Genomic DNA, 16,027 nt, shown 5'->3' on the forward strand with positions numbered 1-16,027 from the left:
AATCAAAAAAGAATAAAACTCAGTCTTGGGGGACTCAGCCCGGTAGAATACCGGACTGAGTATCAAAAAGCCGGTTAACTGAAACTGTCCAGGTTTTGGGGTTCAGTTCATGGCGCATCTTATCCGGCCTACGGTTGCTCTCCAGCCAGGTCGGATAAGGCGGTTGCGCCGCATCCGGCAAGATCACCGTTTAGGCGTCACATCCGTCGTCCCCTGCAAACGGGGGCGATTTTCCTCCATTTGCCTCAGTGGTTGTGTTTCATGTAACGATGCATGACAGCGCCCGACAAGATCCTGATACTCTTTGGTATTCAACCGTTTCCAGTGTAACTCGTCGTCACTAACACTGCGTACAGCGCGGGCTGGCGTACCCATCAACAACTGGCGTTTCTCGCCGCGAAAGCCCGCTTTGACAAAGCTCATGGCGGCAACAATGCTCTCTTCGCCAATGACCGCGCCATCCATAATCACGCTGTTCATCCCGACCAGTGCATCGCGACCAATCACACAACCATGCAGGATCGCTCCGTGCCCGATATGACCGTTTTCCCCAACGATGGTGTCAGTGTCGCAGTAGCCATGCATAATGCAGCCATCCTGAATATTGGCTCCCGCTTGCACGATCAACCGCCCGTAGTCACCACGCAGTGAGGCGAGTGGGCCGATGTAGACACCGGCTCCCACAATCACATCGCCAATCAAGACCGCACTGGGATGGACAAACGCCGTCGGGTGAACCACCGGAATTAACCCCTCAAAGGCGTAATAGCTCACGGTTGTTAACGTCCTTTCCACACCGGATCGCGCTTCTCGGCAAACGCCAGCGGCCCTTCAATGGCATCTTCCGAATGCAGAACCGACGGATAGTGTTTCAACACGCCGCTGCGAATATAGCGATACGCTTCTTCTACCGGCATTTCGCTGGTGGTGCGGTAGATCTCTTTCAGCGCCGCAATCGCCAGCGGAGCGCTGTTAACCAGCTGCTGCGCCAGTTCGCGGGCGTTATCCATCAGTTCCGCCTGGCTAACCACGCGGTTGACTATCCCCCAACGCAGCGCCTCTTCTGCGCCCATTCGTCTGCCGGTCATCACCATTTCATTGACGATGGCAGGCGGCAGGATCTTCGGCAGACGCAGCACGCCGCCGCTGTCAGGAACGATGCCCAGTTTGGCTTCCGGCAGGGCGAAGCTGGCGTTATCGGCACAGACAATAAAATCTGCCGCCAGTGCCAGTTCAAAGCCGCCGCCAAAGGCATAGCCGTTCACAGCGGCGATAACTGGTTTGTCGAGATTGAAAATTTCGGTTAATCCCGCAAAACCACCCGGGCCAAAGTCAGCATCCGGTGCTTCGCCTTCTGCTGCCGCTTTTAAATCCCAGCCCGCGGAAAAGAATTTCTCTCCGGCACCGGTAATAATGGCGACACGTAATTGCGGATCGTCTCGGAAATTTAGAAATACTTCGCCCATTTCAAAGCTGGTTTTTGCATCAATAGCATTCGCTTTTGGACGATCAAGGGTAATTTCCAGAATTGATCCATTGCGGGTCAGATGTAATGATTCACTCATTCCTTTTCTCCATTTTTGCTTTTTCAGGGACGACAACATCCCTGCAAAAAATGCATATTGTTTTAGAGCGTGATTATTAGCTGACAGGGTAGTTCCCTGCTGTTTCATTTATTTCAGATTCTTTCTAATTATTTTCCCCGAGCAATTACGTGGCAGATCTTTTCTGATCTCCAGATAAGAGGGCACTTTAAATTTCGCCATATTTTGTTCACAGAAGCTGAAAAATTCCTCTTCGCTCAATGTTTCACCTTCATTCAGCACCACAAATGCTTTGATGGCTTCATCGCGAATCGAATCTTTAATACCCACAACCACGATGTCCTGAATTTTCGGATGGGTGGCGATGATATTTTCCAGCTCCACGCAGGAGACATTCTCGCCACCGCGTTTGATCATATTGCAGCGGCGATCGACGAAATAAAAAAAGCCCTCTTCGTCGCGGTATCCGGTATCGCCGGTATGTAGCCAGCCATCGGCTTCCAGTACTTTCGCAGTGGCTTTCGGGTTGAGAAAATACTCTTTGAAGATGGTTTTCCCTGGTACGCCTTTAATACAGATTTCACCGATCTCACCTGCCGGGAGCGGGCGATTGTGATCGTCGCGGATCTCCGCTTCGTAGCAAAACCCCGCCCGACCAATCGACGGCCAGCGTCGTTTATCGCCAGGGCGATCGCCGATAATGCCAACAATGGTTTCCGTCATCCCATAAGACGTCAGCAAGCGAACGCCGAAGCGTTCACAAAACGCATCTTTTTCCTGCTCCGACAAGTTGAGATAAAACATCACTTCCCGCAGGCGGTGTTGCTGATCGTTCGCTGAAGGCGACTGCACCATCAACGTACGGATCATCATCGGAATACATTCGGTAATGGTGGCGCGGTACTTCTGCACCTGTCCCCAGAAGGCACGGGCGCTGTATTTCTCGACCAGCACAAAGGTGGCCCCGGCAGAAAACGCCGCCATCGCCGCAGTACACTGGCAATCGATATGAAACGCAGGCATTACCGTCAGGTAGACGTCATCGTCACGCAGTGCACACTGCCAGGCGGAGTAATATCCAGCGAAGCGCAGGTTGTAATGGGTAATCACCACACCTTTCGGTCGGGAGGTAGTGCCGGAGGTGAAGAGAATTTCCGCCGTATCGTCAGTCGATAGCGGCGGTGCATAGCACAAGGTGGCAGGTTGTTGATTTTTCAGTTGAGTAAACGAACTCACGCCATCATCAGCGGGAAGTGCCACATCTGTCAGGCAAATGTGCCGCAACTGCGTGGCATCTTCCTGCTGAATCTGTTGATACATAGGATAAAATTGCGCACTGGTCACCAGCAGGCACGCCTGGCTATTTTGCAGGATCCACGCGCTTTCCTCGCGTAACAGGCGGGCGTTAATCGGCACCATAATCGCACCAATTTTTGCCAGCCCGAACCAGCAAAAGATAAATTCCGGGCAGTTGTCGAGATGTAGAGCAACCTTGTCGCCTTTGCGAATCCCCAGCGTATAAAACAGGTTTGCCGTGCGGTTAACCTCCTGATTTAACTCAAGATAACTATACCGGTTAACGACTCCGCCGCTGGATTCACAAATCAGCGCCGTTTTATGACCGTAAACGTCCGCCAGATCGTCCCACATTTGACGTAGATGTTGTCCGCCAATGATATCCATTGCACCTCTATCCATTTTGTTCGTTTGTTATTGGGCGGGCGCTAGTCAGGCAAGCTGACTGACGCCACGCGTTTAGTCCTCAACTTTGGCCAGACCTTTGCTGACCAACTCCTGAATGTCGTTTTCGCTGTAGCCGATATTTTTCAAAATGGCAGCCGTGTCCATGCCATGTGAGGGCATTCCGCGCCAGATTTGTCCGGGGTTATTTTTGAATTTCGGCATGATGTTCGGCCCTTTGCAGGTGCGACCATCCATCGTTTGCCACTGAGTGATTGATTCGCGAGCCACATACTGTGGATTGCTTTCCAGTTCCGGTACGGTCAGTACTTTGGCACAGGCGATATTCAGTTCGGCAAAGCGTTCTTTAACTTCTGCGATGGTATGTGCCGCCAGCCAGGCATCGAGTTTCTCTTCTACCAGTGGGCCGTAAGGGCATTCGATACGGTGTATAAGTTGAGTGCCTTCCGGAATTTCTGGCGTGCCGAGCAGATGCGCGAGGCCAATATCTTTAAAGCACTCTGCAATTTGAGTAATGCCCACCAGTTCCATCACGATGTAGCCGTCGGCGCATTTATACAGACCGCAACCGGCGTAGTAGGGATCTTTACCTTTGGTCATGCGCGGGCACATTTCGCCGCCGTTGAAGTAATCCATCATGAAGTACTGGCCCATGCGCAACATCACTTCATACATGGCGATGTCGATGCTTTCGCCTTTGCCGGTTTCACGCACTTTATGCAGTGCTGCCAGCGCCGCCGTGGTGGCAGTCAGGCCAGAAAAGTAATCGGCGGTATACGGGAAGGCAGGCATTGGCTGGTCAACATCACCGTTCTGAATCAGGTAACCACTAAAGGCCTGGGCGATAGTGTTATAGGCCGGAAGATTGGTGTACTCCTCGGTGCCGTACTGACCAAAACCGGACAGGTGAGCGATAACCAGTTTCGGGTTGTGCTGCCACAGTACTTCATCGGTAATGCCACGACGGGCAAAGGCCGGACCTTTACTGGCTTCGATGAAGATATCGGTGGTTTCCATTAATTTCAGAAACGCTTCGCGGCCTTCATCTTTGAAAATATTTAACGACAGCGCGTGCAAATTGCGGCGGGAGAGTTGCGGGTAGTTCGGTTGAACGCGAATGGTGTCGGCCCAGGCGACGTTCTCGATCCAGATAACTTCCGCGCCCCATTCTGCGAACATTTGCCCGGCAAACGGTCCGGCGATTTCGATACCGGAGAAGACAACGCGCAATCCGGCCAACGGCCCGAATTTCGGCATGGGTAGATGATCCATTATTAGCTCCTGAAAAATTTATGTAGCGCATGACTGCCGGATGCGGCGTAAACGCTTTATCCGGCCTACATTCGTGCTCCCGTAGGTCTGATAAGACGCGTCAGCGTCGCATCAGGCAGCGCACGGACTTAGCGGTATTGCTTCAGCACCGCGCGACCCAGCGTCAGGATCTGCATTTCGTCAGATCCCCCGGAAACGCGGTCTACACGCAGGTCACGCCAGAAGCGGCTGATGCGGTGGTTGCCCGCAATCCCGACACCGCCCAGCACCTGCATTGCGCTATCCACCACTTCAAATGCCGCATTGGCGCAGAAGTATTTGCACATCGCTGCATCGCCAGAGGTGATGGTGCCGTTGTCTGCTTTCCACGCTGCTTCATACAGCATGTTTTTCATGGAGTTTAATTTGATCGCCATGTGGGCGAATTTTTCCTGAATCAACTGGAAACGACCAATAGCCTCGCCAAACTGCACGCGCTGGTTGGCGTAGCGCGCCGCATCTTCAAAGGCGCACATCGCCGTACCGTAGTTGGTCAGGGCTACCAGGAAACGTTCATGGTCGAACTCTTCTTTGACGCGGTTAAAGCCGTTACCTTCCCGACCGAACATGTCTTTCTCGTCCAGTTCCACGTCGTCAAAAGTGATTTCACAGCAGCTATCCATACGCAGACCGAGCTTTTCAAGTTTGGTCACTTTGATGCCCGGTTTGCTCATATCAACAAACCATTCGGTGTAGACAGGTTTGTCCGGAGAAGCCCCGTCGCGCGCCATCACCACGATGTACGGGGTGTAGGCGCTGCTGGTAATAAAACACTTACTACCATTAAGATAAATCTTACCATTTCTACGGGTATAAGTCGTTTTCAGGCTACCCACGTCGGAGCCCGCGCCCGGTTCGGTAATCGCTGAGTTCCACATCTGCTTACCGGTGCCGCGGAAAGCCATAATCTTGTCGATCTGCTCTTGTGTGCCTTCGCGCAGGAAGGTATTGAACCCGCCCGGCAACTGGTACAGCACATAGGTTGGTGCCCCCAGACGTCCCAGCTCCATCCACACGGCGGCGAGAGTAACAAACCCCGCGTCCAGACCACCGTGCTCTTCAGGGATCAGCAGACTGTCGATACCCATATCCGCCAGTGCTTTGACAAAACGTTCCGGGTAGACGCTGTCACGGTCGCACTCGGCAAAATAGGCCTCCCAGTTTTCGCTGGCCATCAGTTCGCGGATACCGGCGACAAACAGTTCCTGCTCATCATTTAAATTAAAATCCATCTTTCAACCTCTTGATATTTTGGGGGTTAATTAATCTTTCCAGTTCTGTTTCGCGTCTTTAATAAAGGAGAGCGTCACCATAATGTTGACGAAGAACAGCGGGCATCCTCCGGCGATAATGGCGGTTTGAATCGGTTTCAGGCCGCCGAGCGCCAGCAGAACAATACCGATAATGCCAACCAGAATTGACCAGCCGATACGCACCAGCAGCGGTGGTTCTTCACCATCGCGTACTTCGCGGCAAGTGGACATCGCCAGGGTATAAGAGCAGGCGTTAACCAGCGTAACGGTGGCAATAAAGCAGAGGATGAAGAAGCCCCACATGGTGGCGGTGCTGAGTGGCAGAGCGGCCCAGGTTTCGATGATGGCGCGCGCCACACCGTACTGTTCGATCAGATTTGGAATGTTGATGATGTTTTTATCCATCAACAGCAGAGTGTTACTACCGAGTACAGTCCACAGGATCCAGGTTGACGCTGTCAGCCCCAGCACCATGCCGAAGCACAGTTCACGCACGGTACGACCACGGGAGATGCGGGCGAGGAAGATACTCATCTGGATAGCGTAAATCACCCACCATGCCCAGTAGAACACGGTCCAGCCCTGCGGGAAGCCGCCTTTAGCGATGGGATCGGTATAGAACAACATGCGCGGCAGATACATCAGCAACATCCCCACCGAATCGGTGAAGTAGTTCATGATGAAGCTGGCACCGCTGACAATGAACACCCAACCCAACATCAGGAAGCTCAGGTAACTACGCACGTCACTGGCGATACGTACCCCTTTTTGCAGACCGCAGGCGACGCAAATGGCGTTGAGGATAATCCAGCAGGTAATGATGATAGCGTCCAGTTGCAGGGTATGCGGAATGCCAAACAACCATTGCATACACTCGGTCACCAGCGGCGTGGCAAGGCCCAGACTGGTACCCATCGCGAAGATCAAGGCGACGAGATAGAAGTTGTCGACGATAGTACCGAACAACCCTTTGGCGTGTTTTTCACCCACCAGCGGCACCAGTGTCGAGCTGGGGCGAATCACTTCCATTTTGCGGACAAAGAAGAAGTAAGCGAAGGCGACTGAAAGGAAGCTGTAAGTGGCCCACGGCAGAGGTCCCCAGTGGAACAAGCTGTAAGCCAGCCCCAACTCTTTCGCCCCTGTCGAGTTCGGTTCTAAGCCAAACGGCGGGGTGGAGATGTAGTAGTAGATCTCAATCGATCCCCAGAACAGTACGGCAGCAGACGTACAGGAGGCGAACATCATAAAGATCCAACTGGCGGTACTAAATTCAGGTGGTTCGTTACCTAAACGCTTTTTGGCATACGGGCCAAACACCAGCCAGAACCAACCGAAAAGCATCACTACCATATACCATTCAAATGCCCATCCCCATACATTGGTGACGTAACTGAATACAGCATTAATAACGACATTCGCTGCATCCAGATCTCTGACTGTAAGCCAACAAAGTATGCCGACGATTATTAACGGCGGAAAGAAAACCTTCGGTTCTATTCCCGTTTTTCTCTTTTCATTCTTCATGAGTTAATTCCACTGTGAAAACGAATATTTATTTTGCGTTCCCGTTTGTTTTATTTTTGTTAACATTTAATATAATTATTATTAACCTCGTGGACGCGTTAATGGCTAACTCATAATGGGTATTCAATTGGCTGCGTTCTGTGATGTTAGTCACAGTTTTTTATCGGGTAAAAACAGGGCGTTTTTGTGTAAATATTCATTGTTTATCAATGTGATGAGTTTGATTGTGAGTAAAAAAATAGCATCTGACTTTCAATATTGGTGATCCATAAAACAATATTGAAAATTTCTTTTTGCTACGCCATGTTTTCAATATTGGTGAGGAGCTTAACAATATTGAAAGTTGGATTTATCTGCGTGTGACATTTTCAATATTGGTGATTAAAGTTTTATTTCCAAATTAAAGGGCGTGATATCTGTAATTAACACCACCGATATGAACGACGTTTCCTTCATGATTTCTGGAGATGCAATGAAGATTATTACTTGCTATAAGTGCGTGCCTGATGAACAGGATATTGCGGTCAATAATGCTGATGGTTCGTTAGACTTCAGTAAAGCCGATGCCAAAATAAGCCAATACGATCTCAACGCTATTGAAGCGGCTTGCCAGCTAAAGCAACAGGCAGCAGAGGGGCAGGTGACGGCCTTAAGTGTGGGCGGTAAAGCCCTGACCAACGCCAAAGGGCGTAAAGATGTGCTATCGCGCGGTCCGGATGAACTGATTGTGGTGATTGATGACCAGTTCGAGCAGGCACTGCCGCAACAAACGGCGAGCGCACTGGCTGCCGCCGCCCAGAAAGCAGGCTTTGATTTGATCCTCTGTGGCGATGGTTCTTCCGACCTTTATGCCCAGCAGGTTGGTTTGCTGGTAGGCGAAATCCTCAATATTCCGGCAGTTAACGGCGTCAGCAAAATTATCTCCCTGACGGCAGATACCCTCACCGTTGAGCGCGAACTGGAAGATGAAACCGAAACCTTAAGCATTCCGCTGCCTGCGGTTGTTGCTGTTTCCACTGATATCAACTCCCCACAAATTCCTTCGATGAAAGCCATTCTCGGCGCGGCGAAAAAGCCAGTCCAGGTATGGTCGGCGGCGGATATCGGTTTTAACGCAGAGGCAGCCTGGTCAGAACAACAGGTTGCCGCGCCGAAACAGCGCGAGCGTCAGCGCATCGTGATTGAAGGCGACGGCGAAGAACAGATCGCCGCATTTGCTGAAAATCTTCGCAAAGTCATTTAATTACAGGGGATGCTATGAACACGTTTTCTCAAGTCTGGGTATTCAGCGATACCCCTTCTCGTCTGCCGGAACTGATGAACGGTGCGCAGGCTTTAGCTAATCAAATCAACACTTTTGTCCTCAATGATGCCGACGGCGCACAGGCAATCCAGCTCGGCGCTAATCATGTCTGGAAATTAAGCGGCAAACCGGACGAGCGGATGATCGAAGATTACGCCGGTGTCATGGCTGACACTATTCGCCAGCACGGCGCAGACGGTCTGGTGCTGTTGCCAAACACCCGTCGCGGCAAATTACTGGCGGCAAAACTGGGTTATCGCCTTAAAGCGGCGGTGTCTAACGATGCCAGCACCGTCAGCGTACAGGACGGTAAAGCGACAGTGAAACACATGGTTTACGGCGGTCTGGCGATTGGCGAAGAACGCATTGCCACGCCGTATGCGGTACTGACCATCAGCAGCGGCACGTTCGATGCGGCTCAGCCAGACGCGTCACGCACTGGCGAAACGCACACCGTGGAGTGGCAGGCTCCGGCTGTGGCGATTACCCGCACGGCAACCCAGGCGCGTCAGAGCAACAGCGTCGATCTCGACAAAGCCCGACTGGTGGTCAGCGTCGGTCGCGGTATTGGCAGCAAAGAGAACATTGCGCTGGCAGAACAGCTTTGTAAGGCGATAGGTGCGGAGCTGGCCTGTTCTCGTCCGGTGGCGGAAAACGAAAAATGGATGGAGCACGAACGCTATGTCGGTATCTCCAACCTGATGCTGAAACCTGAACTGTACCTGGCGGTGGGGATCTCCGGGCAGATCCAGCACATGGTTGGCGCTAATGCGTCGCAAACCATTTTCGCCATCAACAAAGATAAAAATGCGCCGATCTTCCAGTACGCGGATTACGGCATTGTTGGCGACGCCGTGAAAATCCTTCCGGCACTGACCGCAGCTTTAGCGCGTTGATCCACTCTGGCAGGGCTGCATTTTGGCCCTGCCGCTGACAGGGAGCTCTTATGTCCGAAGATATCTTTGACGCCATCATCGTCGGTGCAGGGCTTGCCGGTTCGGTTGCCGCACTGGTGCTCGCCCGCGAAGGTGCGCAAGTGTTAGTTATCGAGCGTGGCAATTCCGCAGGTGCCAAGAACGTCACCGGCGGGCGTCTCTATGCCCACAGTCTGGAACACATTATTCCTGGTTTCGCTGACTCCGCCCCCGTAGAACGCCTGATCACCCATGAAAAACTCGCGTTTATGACGGAAAAGTCAGCGATGACTATGGACTACTGCAATGGCGACGAAACCTCGCCATCCCAGCGTTCTTACTCCGTTTTGCGCAGTAAATTTGATGCCTGGCTGATGGAGCAGGCCGAAGAAGCGGGCGCGCAGTTAATTACCGGGATCCGCGTCGATAACCTCGTACAGCGCGATGGCAAAGTTGTCGGCGTAGAAGCTGATGGCGATGTGATTGAAGCGAAAACGGTGATCCTTGCTGATGGGGTGAATTCCATCCTTGCCGAAAAGCTGGGGATGGCAAAACGCGTTAAACCGACGGATGTGGCGGTTGGCGTGAAGGAACTGATCGAGTTACCGAAGTCGGTTATCGAAGACCGTTTTCAGTTGCAGGGTAATCAGGGCGCGGCTTGCCTGTTTGCGGGATCACCCACCGATGGCCTGATGGGCGGTGGCTTCCTTTATACCAATGAAAATACCCTGTCGCTGGGGCTGGTTTGTGGTTTGCATCATCTGCATGACGCAAAAAAATCGGTGCCGCAAATGCTGGAAGATTTCAAACAACATCCGGCCGTTGCACCGCTGATCGCGGGCGGCAAGCTGGTGGAATATTCCGCTCACGTAGTGCCGGAAGCAGGTATCAACATGCTGCCGGAGTTGGTTGGTGACGGCGTACTGATTGCCGGTGATGCCGCCGGAATGTGTATGAACCTCGGTTTTACCATTCGCGGTATGGATCTGGCGATTGCCGCCGGGGAAGCAGCAGCAAAAACTGTGCTTTCAGCGATGAAAAGCGACGATTTCAGTAAGCAAAAACTCGCGGAATATCGTCAGCATCTTGAGAGTGGCCCGCTGCGCGATATGCGCATGTACCAGAAACTACCGGCGTTCCTTGATAACCCACGCATGTTTAACGGCTACCCGGAACTGGCGGTGGGCGTGGCGCGTGACCTGTTCACCATTGACGGCAGTGCGCCGGAACTGATGCGCAAGAAAATCCTCCGCCACGGCAAGAAAGTGGGTTTCATCAATCTGATCAAGGATGGCATGAAAGGAGTGACCGTTTTATGACTTCTCCCGTCAATGTGGACGTCAAACTGGGCGTCAATAAATTCAATGTCGATGAAGAGCATCCGCACATTGTTGTGAAGGCCGATGCCGATAAACAGGCGCTGGAGCTGCTGGTGAAAGCGTGCCCCGCAGGTCTGTACAAGAAGCAGGATGACGGCAGTGTGCGCTTCGATTACGCCGGATGTCTGGAGTGCGGCACCTGTCGCATTCTGGGGCTGGGGTCGGCGCTGGAACAGTGGGAATACCCGCGCGGCACCTTTGGTGTGGAGTTCCGTTACGGCTGATGTTGGTTTGATACGTAACGCCGCACTGACTCTCATTGCAAAAAACAGGAATAACCCATGCAACCGTCCAGAAACTTTGACGATCTCAAATTCTCCTCTATTCACCGCCGCATTTTGCTGTGGGGAAGCGGTGGTCCGTTTCTGGATGGTTATGTACTGGTAATGATTGGCGTGGCGCTGGAGCAACTGACTCCGGCGCTGAAACTGGACGCTGACTGGATTGGCTTGCTGGGCGCGGGAACGCTCGCCGGGCTGTTCGTTGGCACATCGCTGTTTGGCTATATCTCCGATAAAGTCGGACGGCGCAAAATGTTCCTCATTGATATCATCGCCATCGGCGTGATATCTGTGGCGACGATGTTTGTCTCATCCCCCGTCGAACTGTTGGTGATGCGGGTACTTATCGGCATTGTCATCGGTGCGGATTATCCCATCGCCACCTCAATGATCACCGAGTTCTCCAGTACCCGTCAGCGGGCGTTTTCCATCAGCTTTATCGCCGCGATGTGGTATGTCGGCGCGACCTGCGCCGATTTGGTCGGCTATTGGCTTTATGATGTGGAAGGTGGTTGGCGCTGGATGCTGGGTAGCGCAGCGATCCCCTGTTTGTTGATTTTGATTGGTCGATTCGAACTGCCTGAATCTCCCCGCTGGTTGTTACGCAAAGGGCGAGTAAAAGAGTGCGAAGAGATGATGATCAAACTGTTTGGCGAACCGGTGGCTTTCGATGAAGAGCAGCCGCAGCAAACCCGTTTTCGCGATCTGTTTAATCGCCGCCATTTTCCTTTTGTTCTGTTTGTTGCCGCCATCTGGACCTGCCAGGTGATCCCCATGTTCGCCATTTACACCTTTGGCCCGCAAATCGTTGGTTTGTTGGGATTGGGAGTTGGCAAAAACGCGGCGTTGGGGAATGTGGTGATTAGCCTGTTCTTTATGCTTGGCTGTATTCCGCCGATGCTGTGGTTAAACACCGCCGGACGGCGTCCATTGTTGATTGGCAGTTTTGCCATGATGACGCTGGCGCTGGCGGTTTTGGGGCTGATCCCGGATATGGGGATCTGGCTGGTAGTGATGGCATTTGCGGTGTATGCCTTTTTCTCTGGCGGGCCGGGTAATTTGCAGTGGCTCTATCCTAATGAACTCTTCCCGACGGATATCCGCGCCTCTGCCGTGGGCGTGATTATGTCCTTAAGCCGTATTGGCACCATTGTTTCGACCTGGGCACTGCCAATCTTTATCAATAATTACGGCATCAGTAGCACCATGCTGATGGGGGCGGGTATCTCGCTGTTTGGCTTGTTGATTTCCGTAGCGTTTGCTCCGGAGACTCGAGGGATGTCACTGGCGCAGACCAGCAATATGACGATCCGCGGGCAGAGAATGGGGTAATTTGTTCAGATTTCTCTCTTTTCTGAATCAATATTATTGACTATAAGCCGCGTGAATATATGACTACACTTTGTGGGAAAACAAAGGCGTAATCACGCGGGCTACCTATGATTCTTATAATTTATGCGCATCCGTATCCGCATCATTCCCATGCGAATAAACGGATGCTTGAACAGGCAAGGACGCTGGAAGGCGTCGAAATTCGCTCTCTTTATCAACTCTATCCTGACTTCAATATCGATATTGCCGCCGAGCAGGAGGCGCTGTCTCGCGCCGATCTGATCGTCTGGCAGCACCCGATGCAGTGGTACAGCATTCCTCCGCTCCTCAAACTTTGGATCGATAAAGTCTTCTCGCACGGCTGGGCTTACGGTCACGGCGGCACGGCGCTGCATGGCAAACATTTACTGTGGGCGGTGACGACCGGCGGTGGGGAAAGCCATTTTGAGATTGGCACGCATCCGGGGTTTGATGTGCTGTCGCAGCCGCTACAGGCGACGGCAATCTACTGCGGGCTGAACTGGCTGCCGCCGTTTGCCATGCACTGCACCTTTATTTGTGACGACGAAACCCTCGAAGGGCAGGCGCGGCACTATAAGCAACGTCTGCTGGAATGGCAGGAGGCACATCATGGATAGCCATACGCTGATTCAGGCGCTGATTTATCTCGGTTCGGCGGCGCTGATTGTACCCATTGCAGTACGTCTTGGTCTGGGATCGGTACTTGGCTACCTGATCGCGGGTTGTATTATTGGCCCGTGGGGGCTGCGACTGGTGACCGATGCCGAATCTATCCTGCACTTTGCCGAGATTGGCGTGGTGCTGATGCTGTTTATTATCGGCCTCGAACTCGATCCACAAAGGCTGTGGAAGCTGCGTGCGGCAGTGTTCGGCGGTGGCGCATTGCAGATGGTGATTTGCGGCGGCCTGCTGGGGCTGTTCTGCATGTTACTTGGGCTGCGCTGGCAGGTAGCGGAATTGATCGGCATGACGCTGGCGCTCTCCTCTACGGCGATTGCCATGCAGGCGATGAATGAACGTAATCTGATGGTGACGCAGATGGGCCGCAGTGCCTTTGCGGTGCTGCTGTTCCAGGATATCGCGGCGATCCCGCTGGTGGCGATGATCCCGCTACTGGCGGCGAGCAGTGCCTCGACGACGATGGGCGCATTTGCTCTCTCGGCGTTAAAAGTGGCGGGTGCGCTGGTGCTGGTGGTATTGCTGGGGCGCTATGTCACGCGTCCGGCGCTGCGTTTTGTAGCCCGCTCTGGCTTGCGGGAAGTGTTTAGTGCCGTGGCGTTATTCCTCGTGTTTGGCTTTGGTTTGCTGCTGGAAGAGGTCGGCTTGTCGATGGCGATGGGCGCGTTTCTGGCGGGCGTACTGCTGGCAAGCTCGGAATACCGTCATGCGCTGGAAAGCGATATCGAACCCTTTAAAGGTTTGCTGCTGGGGCTGTTTTTCATTGGCGTTGGCATGTCGATAGACTTTGGCACGTTGCTTGAAAATCCGTTGCGCATTGTTATTTTGCTGCTCGGCTTCCTCATCATCAAAATCGCCATGCTGTGGCTGATTGCCCGACCGTTGCAGGTGCCAAATAAACAGCGTCGCTGGTTTGCGGTGTTATTAGGACAGGGCAGTGAGTTTGCCTTTGTAGTATTTGGTGCGGCGCAGATGGCGAATGTGCTGGAGCCAGAGTGGGCGAAATCGCTGACCCTGGCGGTGGCACTGTCGATGGCGGCAACGCCGATTCTGCTGGTGATCCTCAATCGCCTTGAGCAATCTTCTACTGAAGAGGCGCGTGAAGCCGATGAGATCGACGAAGAACAGCCGCGGGTAATCATTGCCGGATTCGGTCGTTTTGGGCAGATCACCGGACGTTTACTGCTCTCCAGCGGGGTGAAAATGGTGGTGCTCGATCACGATCCGGACCATATCGAAACCTTGCGTAAATTTGGTATGAAAGTGTTTTATGGCGATGCCACGCGGATGGATTTACTGGAATCTGCCGGAGCGGCGAAAGCGGAAGTGCTGATTAACGCCATCGACGATCCGCAAACCAACCTGCAACTGACAGAGATGGTGAAAGAACATTTCCCGCATTTGCAGATTATTGCCCGCGCCCGCGATGTCGACCACTACATTCGTTTGCGTCAGGCAGGCGTTGAAAAGCCGGAGCGAGAAACCTTTGAAGGTGCGCTGAAAACCGGGCGTCTGGCACTGGAAAGTTTAGGTCTGGGGCCGTATGAAGCGCGAGAACGCGCCGATGTGTTCCGCCGCTTTAATATTCAGATGGTGGAAGAGATGGCAATGGTTGAGAACGACACCAAAGCCCGCGCGGCGGTCTATAAACGCACCAGCGCGATGTTAAGTGAGATCATCACCGAAGACCGCGAACATCTGTCATTAATTCAACGACATGGCTGGCAGGGAACCGAAGAAGGGAAACATACCGGCAACATGGCGGATGAACCGGAAACGAAACCCTCATCCTAATAAAGAGTGACGTAAATCACACTTTACAGCTAACTAATTGTTTTTATTTCATTGTAATGCGGCGAGTCCAGGGAGAGAGCGTGGACTCGCCAGCAGAATATAAAATTTTCCTCAACATCATCCTCGCACCAGTCGACGACGGTTTACGCTTTACGTATAGTGGCGACAATTTTTTTTATCGGGAAATCTCAATGATCAGTCTGATTGCGGCGTTAGCGGTAGATCGCGTTATCGGCATGGAAAACGCCATGCCGTGGAACCTGCCTGCCGATCTCGCCTGGTTTAAACGCAACACCTTAAATAAACCCGTGATTATGGGCCGCCATACCTGGGAATCCATCGGTCGTCCGCTGCCAGGACGCAAAAATATTATCCTCAGCAGTCAACCGGGTACGGACGATCGCGTAACGTGGGTGAAATCGGTAGATGAAGCCATCGCGGCGTGTGGTGACGTACCAGAAATCATGGTGATTGGCGGTGGTCGCGTTTATGAGCAGTTCCTGCCAAAAGCGCAAAAACTGTATCTGACGCATATTGACGCAGAAGTGGAAGGCGACACCCATTTCCCGGATTACGAGCCGGATGACTGGGAATCGGTATTCAGCGAATTCCACGACGCTGATGCGCAGAACTCTCACAGCTATTGCTTTGAGATTCTGGAGCGGCGGTAAGTTTGTATATTAGAATTCCGGCATCACTAATACGTGCAGATATCCGTGTATACTAGACGTATAAATTGTACAGGAGCACGATATCATGACTGCAAAACGTACCACACAAAGTGTGACCGTCACCGTCGACCGTGAGTTAGTCAATCGCGCTCGTGATGCAGGCTTAAATATGAGCGCCACCCTTACGGTTGCGCTCAATGCTGAACTTAAAAAACATGCCGCAACACGTTGGCGTGAAGAGAACACAGAAGCTATCGCTGCGTTAAATCAATTGGCTGATGAAACCGGATGTTTCTCTGATGAGTACCGGAGCTTCTAGCG

General features: G+C 52.6%; 16 protein-coding genes. 10 read left to right on the forward strand and 6 right to left on the reverse strand.

The features are described 5' to 3' along the window. Positions 1-78 (forward strand): IS3 family transposase (locus tag ACJHX7_RS13920; protein ID WP_322967685.1); only part of this gene is annotated, 78 nt, incomplete at its 5' end. A gap of 105 nt (positions 79-183) precedes the next feature. On the opposite strand, the gene caiE is transcribed toward ACJHX7_RS13920, so the two are convergent. The 6 genes from caiE to caiT all read right to left on the reverse strand — a co-directional run bounded on the left by caiE (position 184) and on the right by caiT (position 7,333). Further along, entirely contained in the window at positions 184-774 is a 591-nt protein-coding gene (gene caiE, locus ACJHX7_RS13925; protein WP_000122882.1) for a carnitine operon protein CaiE, read from the reverse strand. 5 nt (positions 775-779) lie between these two features. After that, complete coding sequence (gene caiD, locus ACJHX7_RS13930; RefSeq protein WP_001295419.1) at positions 780-1,565, reverse strand: crotonobetainyl-CoA hydratase; 786 nt, start codon at positions 1,563-1,565, stop codon at positions 780-782. 108 nt (positions 1,566-1,673) lie between these two features. After that, on the reverse strand, positions 1,674-3,227 hold the full coding sequence (gene caiC, locus ACJHX7_RS13935; RefSeq protein ID WP_094030013.1) for a crotonobetaine/carnitine-CoA ligase: 1,554 nt from the start codon (positions 3,225-3,227) through the stop codon (positions 1,674-1,676). Between the two features lie 72 nt (positions 3,228-3,299). Next, on the reverse strand, positions 3,300-4,517 hold the full coding sequence (caiB, locus tag ACJHX7_RS13940) for an L-carnitine CoA-transferase (RefSeq protein WP_000349942.1): 1,218 nt from the start codon (positions 4,515-4,517) through the stop codon (positions 3,300-3,302). 128 nt (positions 4,518-4,645) lie between these two features. Beyond that, positions 4,646-5,788, reverse strand: coding sequence for a crotonobetainyl-CoA dehydrogenase (caiA, locus tag ACJHX7_RS13945; RefSeq protein WP_000347117.1), 1,143 nt, complete (start codon positions 5,786-5,788; stop codon positions 4,646-4,648). A gap of 30 nt (positions 5,789-5,818) precedes the next feature. After that, positions 5,819-7,333: an L-carnitine/gamma-butyrobetaine antiporter gene (gene caiT / locus ACJHX7_RS13950; RefSeq protein WP_000787109.1), complete on the reverse strand. Its 1,515-nt coding sequence runs from the start codon at positions 7,331-7,333 to the stop codon at positions 5,819-5,821. Positions 7,334-7,805: 472 nt separating this feature from the next. Between caiT and ACJHX7_RS13955 the strand changes: the two genes are divergently transcribed. From ACJHX7_RS13955 to ACJHX7_RS13995, 9 genes are all read left to right on the forward strand, one after another. After that, positions 7,806-8,576 carry an electron transfer flavoprotein gene (locus ACJHX7_RS13955; RefSeq protein ID WP_000692225.1) on the forward strand — a complete coding sequence of 257 codons (771 nt, stop codon included), beginning with the start codon at positions 7,806-7,808 and terminating at the stop codon, positions 8,574-8,576. Between the two features lie 14 nt (positions 8,577-8,590). After that, positions 8,591-9,532, forward strand: coding sequence for an electron transfer flavoprotein subunit alpha/FixB family protein (locus ACJHX7_RS13960; protein ID WP_001091511.1), 942 nt, complete (start codon positions 8,591-8,593; stop codon positions 9,530-9,532). Between the two features lie 50 nt (positions 9,533-9,582). Further along, entirely contained in the window at positions 9,583-10,869 is a 1,287-nt protein-coding gene (locus tag ACJHX7_RS13965; protein WP_001287712.1) for an FAD-dependent oxidoreductase, read from the forward strand. After that, the gene (fixX, locus tag ACJHX7_RS13970; RefSeq protein ID WP_000203741.1) at positions 10,866-11,153 is read left to right on the forward strand and encodes a ferredoxin-like protein FixX; all 288 of its coding nucleotides are present in this window, start codon (positions 10,866-10,868) and stop codon (positions 11,151-11,153) included. The genes ACJHX7_RS13965 and fixX overlap by 4 nt, the downstream gene beginning before the upstream one ends. 57 nt (positions 11,154-11,210) lie before the next feature. Continuing rightward, complete coding sequence (locus ACJHX7_RS13975) at positions 11,211-12,542, forward strand: MFS transporter (protein WP_001183201.1); 1,332 nt, start codon at positions 11,211-11,213, stop codon at positions 12,540-12,542. Positions 12,543-12,649: 107 nt separating this feature from the next. After that, the gene (gene kefF / locus ACJHX7_RS13980) at positions 12,650-13,180 is read left to right on the forward strand and encodes a glutathione-regulated potassium-efflux system oxidoreductase KefF (RefSeq protein WP_000600732.1); all 531 of its coding nucleotides are present in this window, start codon (positions 12,650-12,652) and stop codon (positions 13,178-13,180) included. Beyond that, positions 13,173-15,035 (forward strand): glutathione-regulated potassium-efflux system protein KefC, encoded by a 1,863-nt coding sequence (kefC, locus tag ACJHX7_RS13985; protein WP_000377117.1) that lies wholly within the window; start codon positions 13,173-13,175, stop codon positions 15,033-15,035. The genes kefF and kefC overlap by 8 nt, the downstream gene beginning before the upstream one ends. A gap of 191 nt (positions 15,036-15,226) precedes the next feature. Then, a complete protein-coding gene (gene folA, locus ACJHX7_RS13990) occupies positions 15,227-15,706 on the forward strand; it encodes a type 3 dihydrofolate reductase (RefSeq protein WP_000624375.1) in 480 nt (159 codons plus the stop codon). An 85-nt stretch (positions 15,707-15,791) separates the two neighbouring features. After that, positions 15,792-16,025, forward strand: a complete 234-nt coding sequence (locus ACJHX7_RS13995) for a type II toxin-antitoxin system CcdA family antitoxin (protein ID WP_000125568.1) — start codon at positions 15,792-15,794, stop codon at positions 16,023-16,025. Positions 16,026-16,027 lie beyond the last annotated feature (2 nt).

The sequence above is a fragment of the Escherichia sp. WS1451 genome (assembly GCF_046487365.1).
Classification (GTDB): Bacteria; Pseudomonadota; Gammaproteobacteria; order Enterobacterales; family Enterobacteriaceae; genus Escherichia; species Escherichia coli.

Excerpts from the sequence above, each read along its gene's own strand:
- caiD (WP_001295419.1), bottom strand. The coding sequence starts at position 1,565 with ATGAGTGAATCATTACATCTGACCCGCAATGGATCAATTCTGGAAATT.
- ACJHX7_RS13995 (WP_000125568.1), top strand. The coding sequence starts at position 15,792 with ATGACTGCAAAACGTACCACACAAAGTGTGACCGTCACCGTCGACCGT.
- caiT (WP_000787109.1), bottom strand. The coding sequence starts at position 7,333 with ATGAAGAATGAAAAGAGAAAAACGGGAATAGAACCGAAGGTTTTCTTT.
- ACJHX7_RS13975 (WP_001183201.1), top strand. The coding sequence starts at position 11,211 with ATGCAACCGTCCAGAAACTTTGACGATCTCAAATTCTCCTCTATTCAC.
- caiC (WP_094030013.1), bottom strand. The coding sequence starts at position 3,227 with ATGGATATCATTGGCGGACAACATCTACGTCAAATGTGGGACGATCTG.
- caiA (WP_000347117.1), bottom strand. The coding sequence starts at position 5,788 with ATGGATTTTAATTTAAATGATGAGCAGGAACTGTTTGTCGCCGGTATC.
- kefC (WP_000377117.1), top strand. The coding sequence starts at position 13,173 with ATGGATAGCCATACGCTGATTCAGGCGCTGATTTATCTCGGTTCGGCG.
- fixX (WP_000203741.1), top strand. The coding sequence starts at position 10,866 with ATGACTTCTCCCGTCAATGTGGACGTCAAACTGGGCGTCAATAAATTC.
- ACJHX7_RS13955 (WP_000692225.1), top strand. The coding sequence starts at position 7,806 with ATGAAGATTATTACTTGCTATAAGTGCGTGCCTGATGAACAGGATATT.
- ACJHX7_RS13965 (WP_001287712.1), top strand. The coding sequence starts at position 9,583 with ATGTCCGAAGATATCTTTGACGCCATCATCGTCGGTGCAGGGCTTGCC.
- caiB (WP_000349942.1), bottom strand. The coding sequence starts at position 4,517 with ATGGATCATCTACCCATGCCGAAATTCGGGCCGTTGGCCGGATTGCGC.
- ACJHX7_RS13960 (WP_001091511.1), top strand. The coding sequence starts at position 8,591 with ATGAACACGTTTTCTCAAGTCTGGGTATTCAGCGATACCCCTTCTCGT.
- folA (WP_000624375.1), top strand. The coding sequence starts at position 15,227 with ATGATCAGTCTGATTGCGGCGTTAGCGGTAGATCGCGTTATCGGCATG.
- kefF (WP_000600732.1), top strand. The coding sequence starts at position 12,650 with ATGATTCTTATAATTTATGCGCATCCGTATCCGCATCATTCCCATGCG.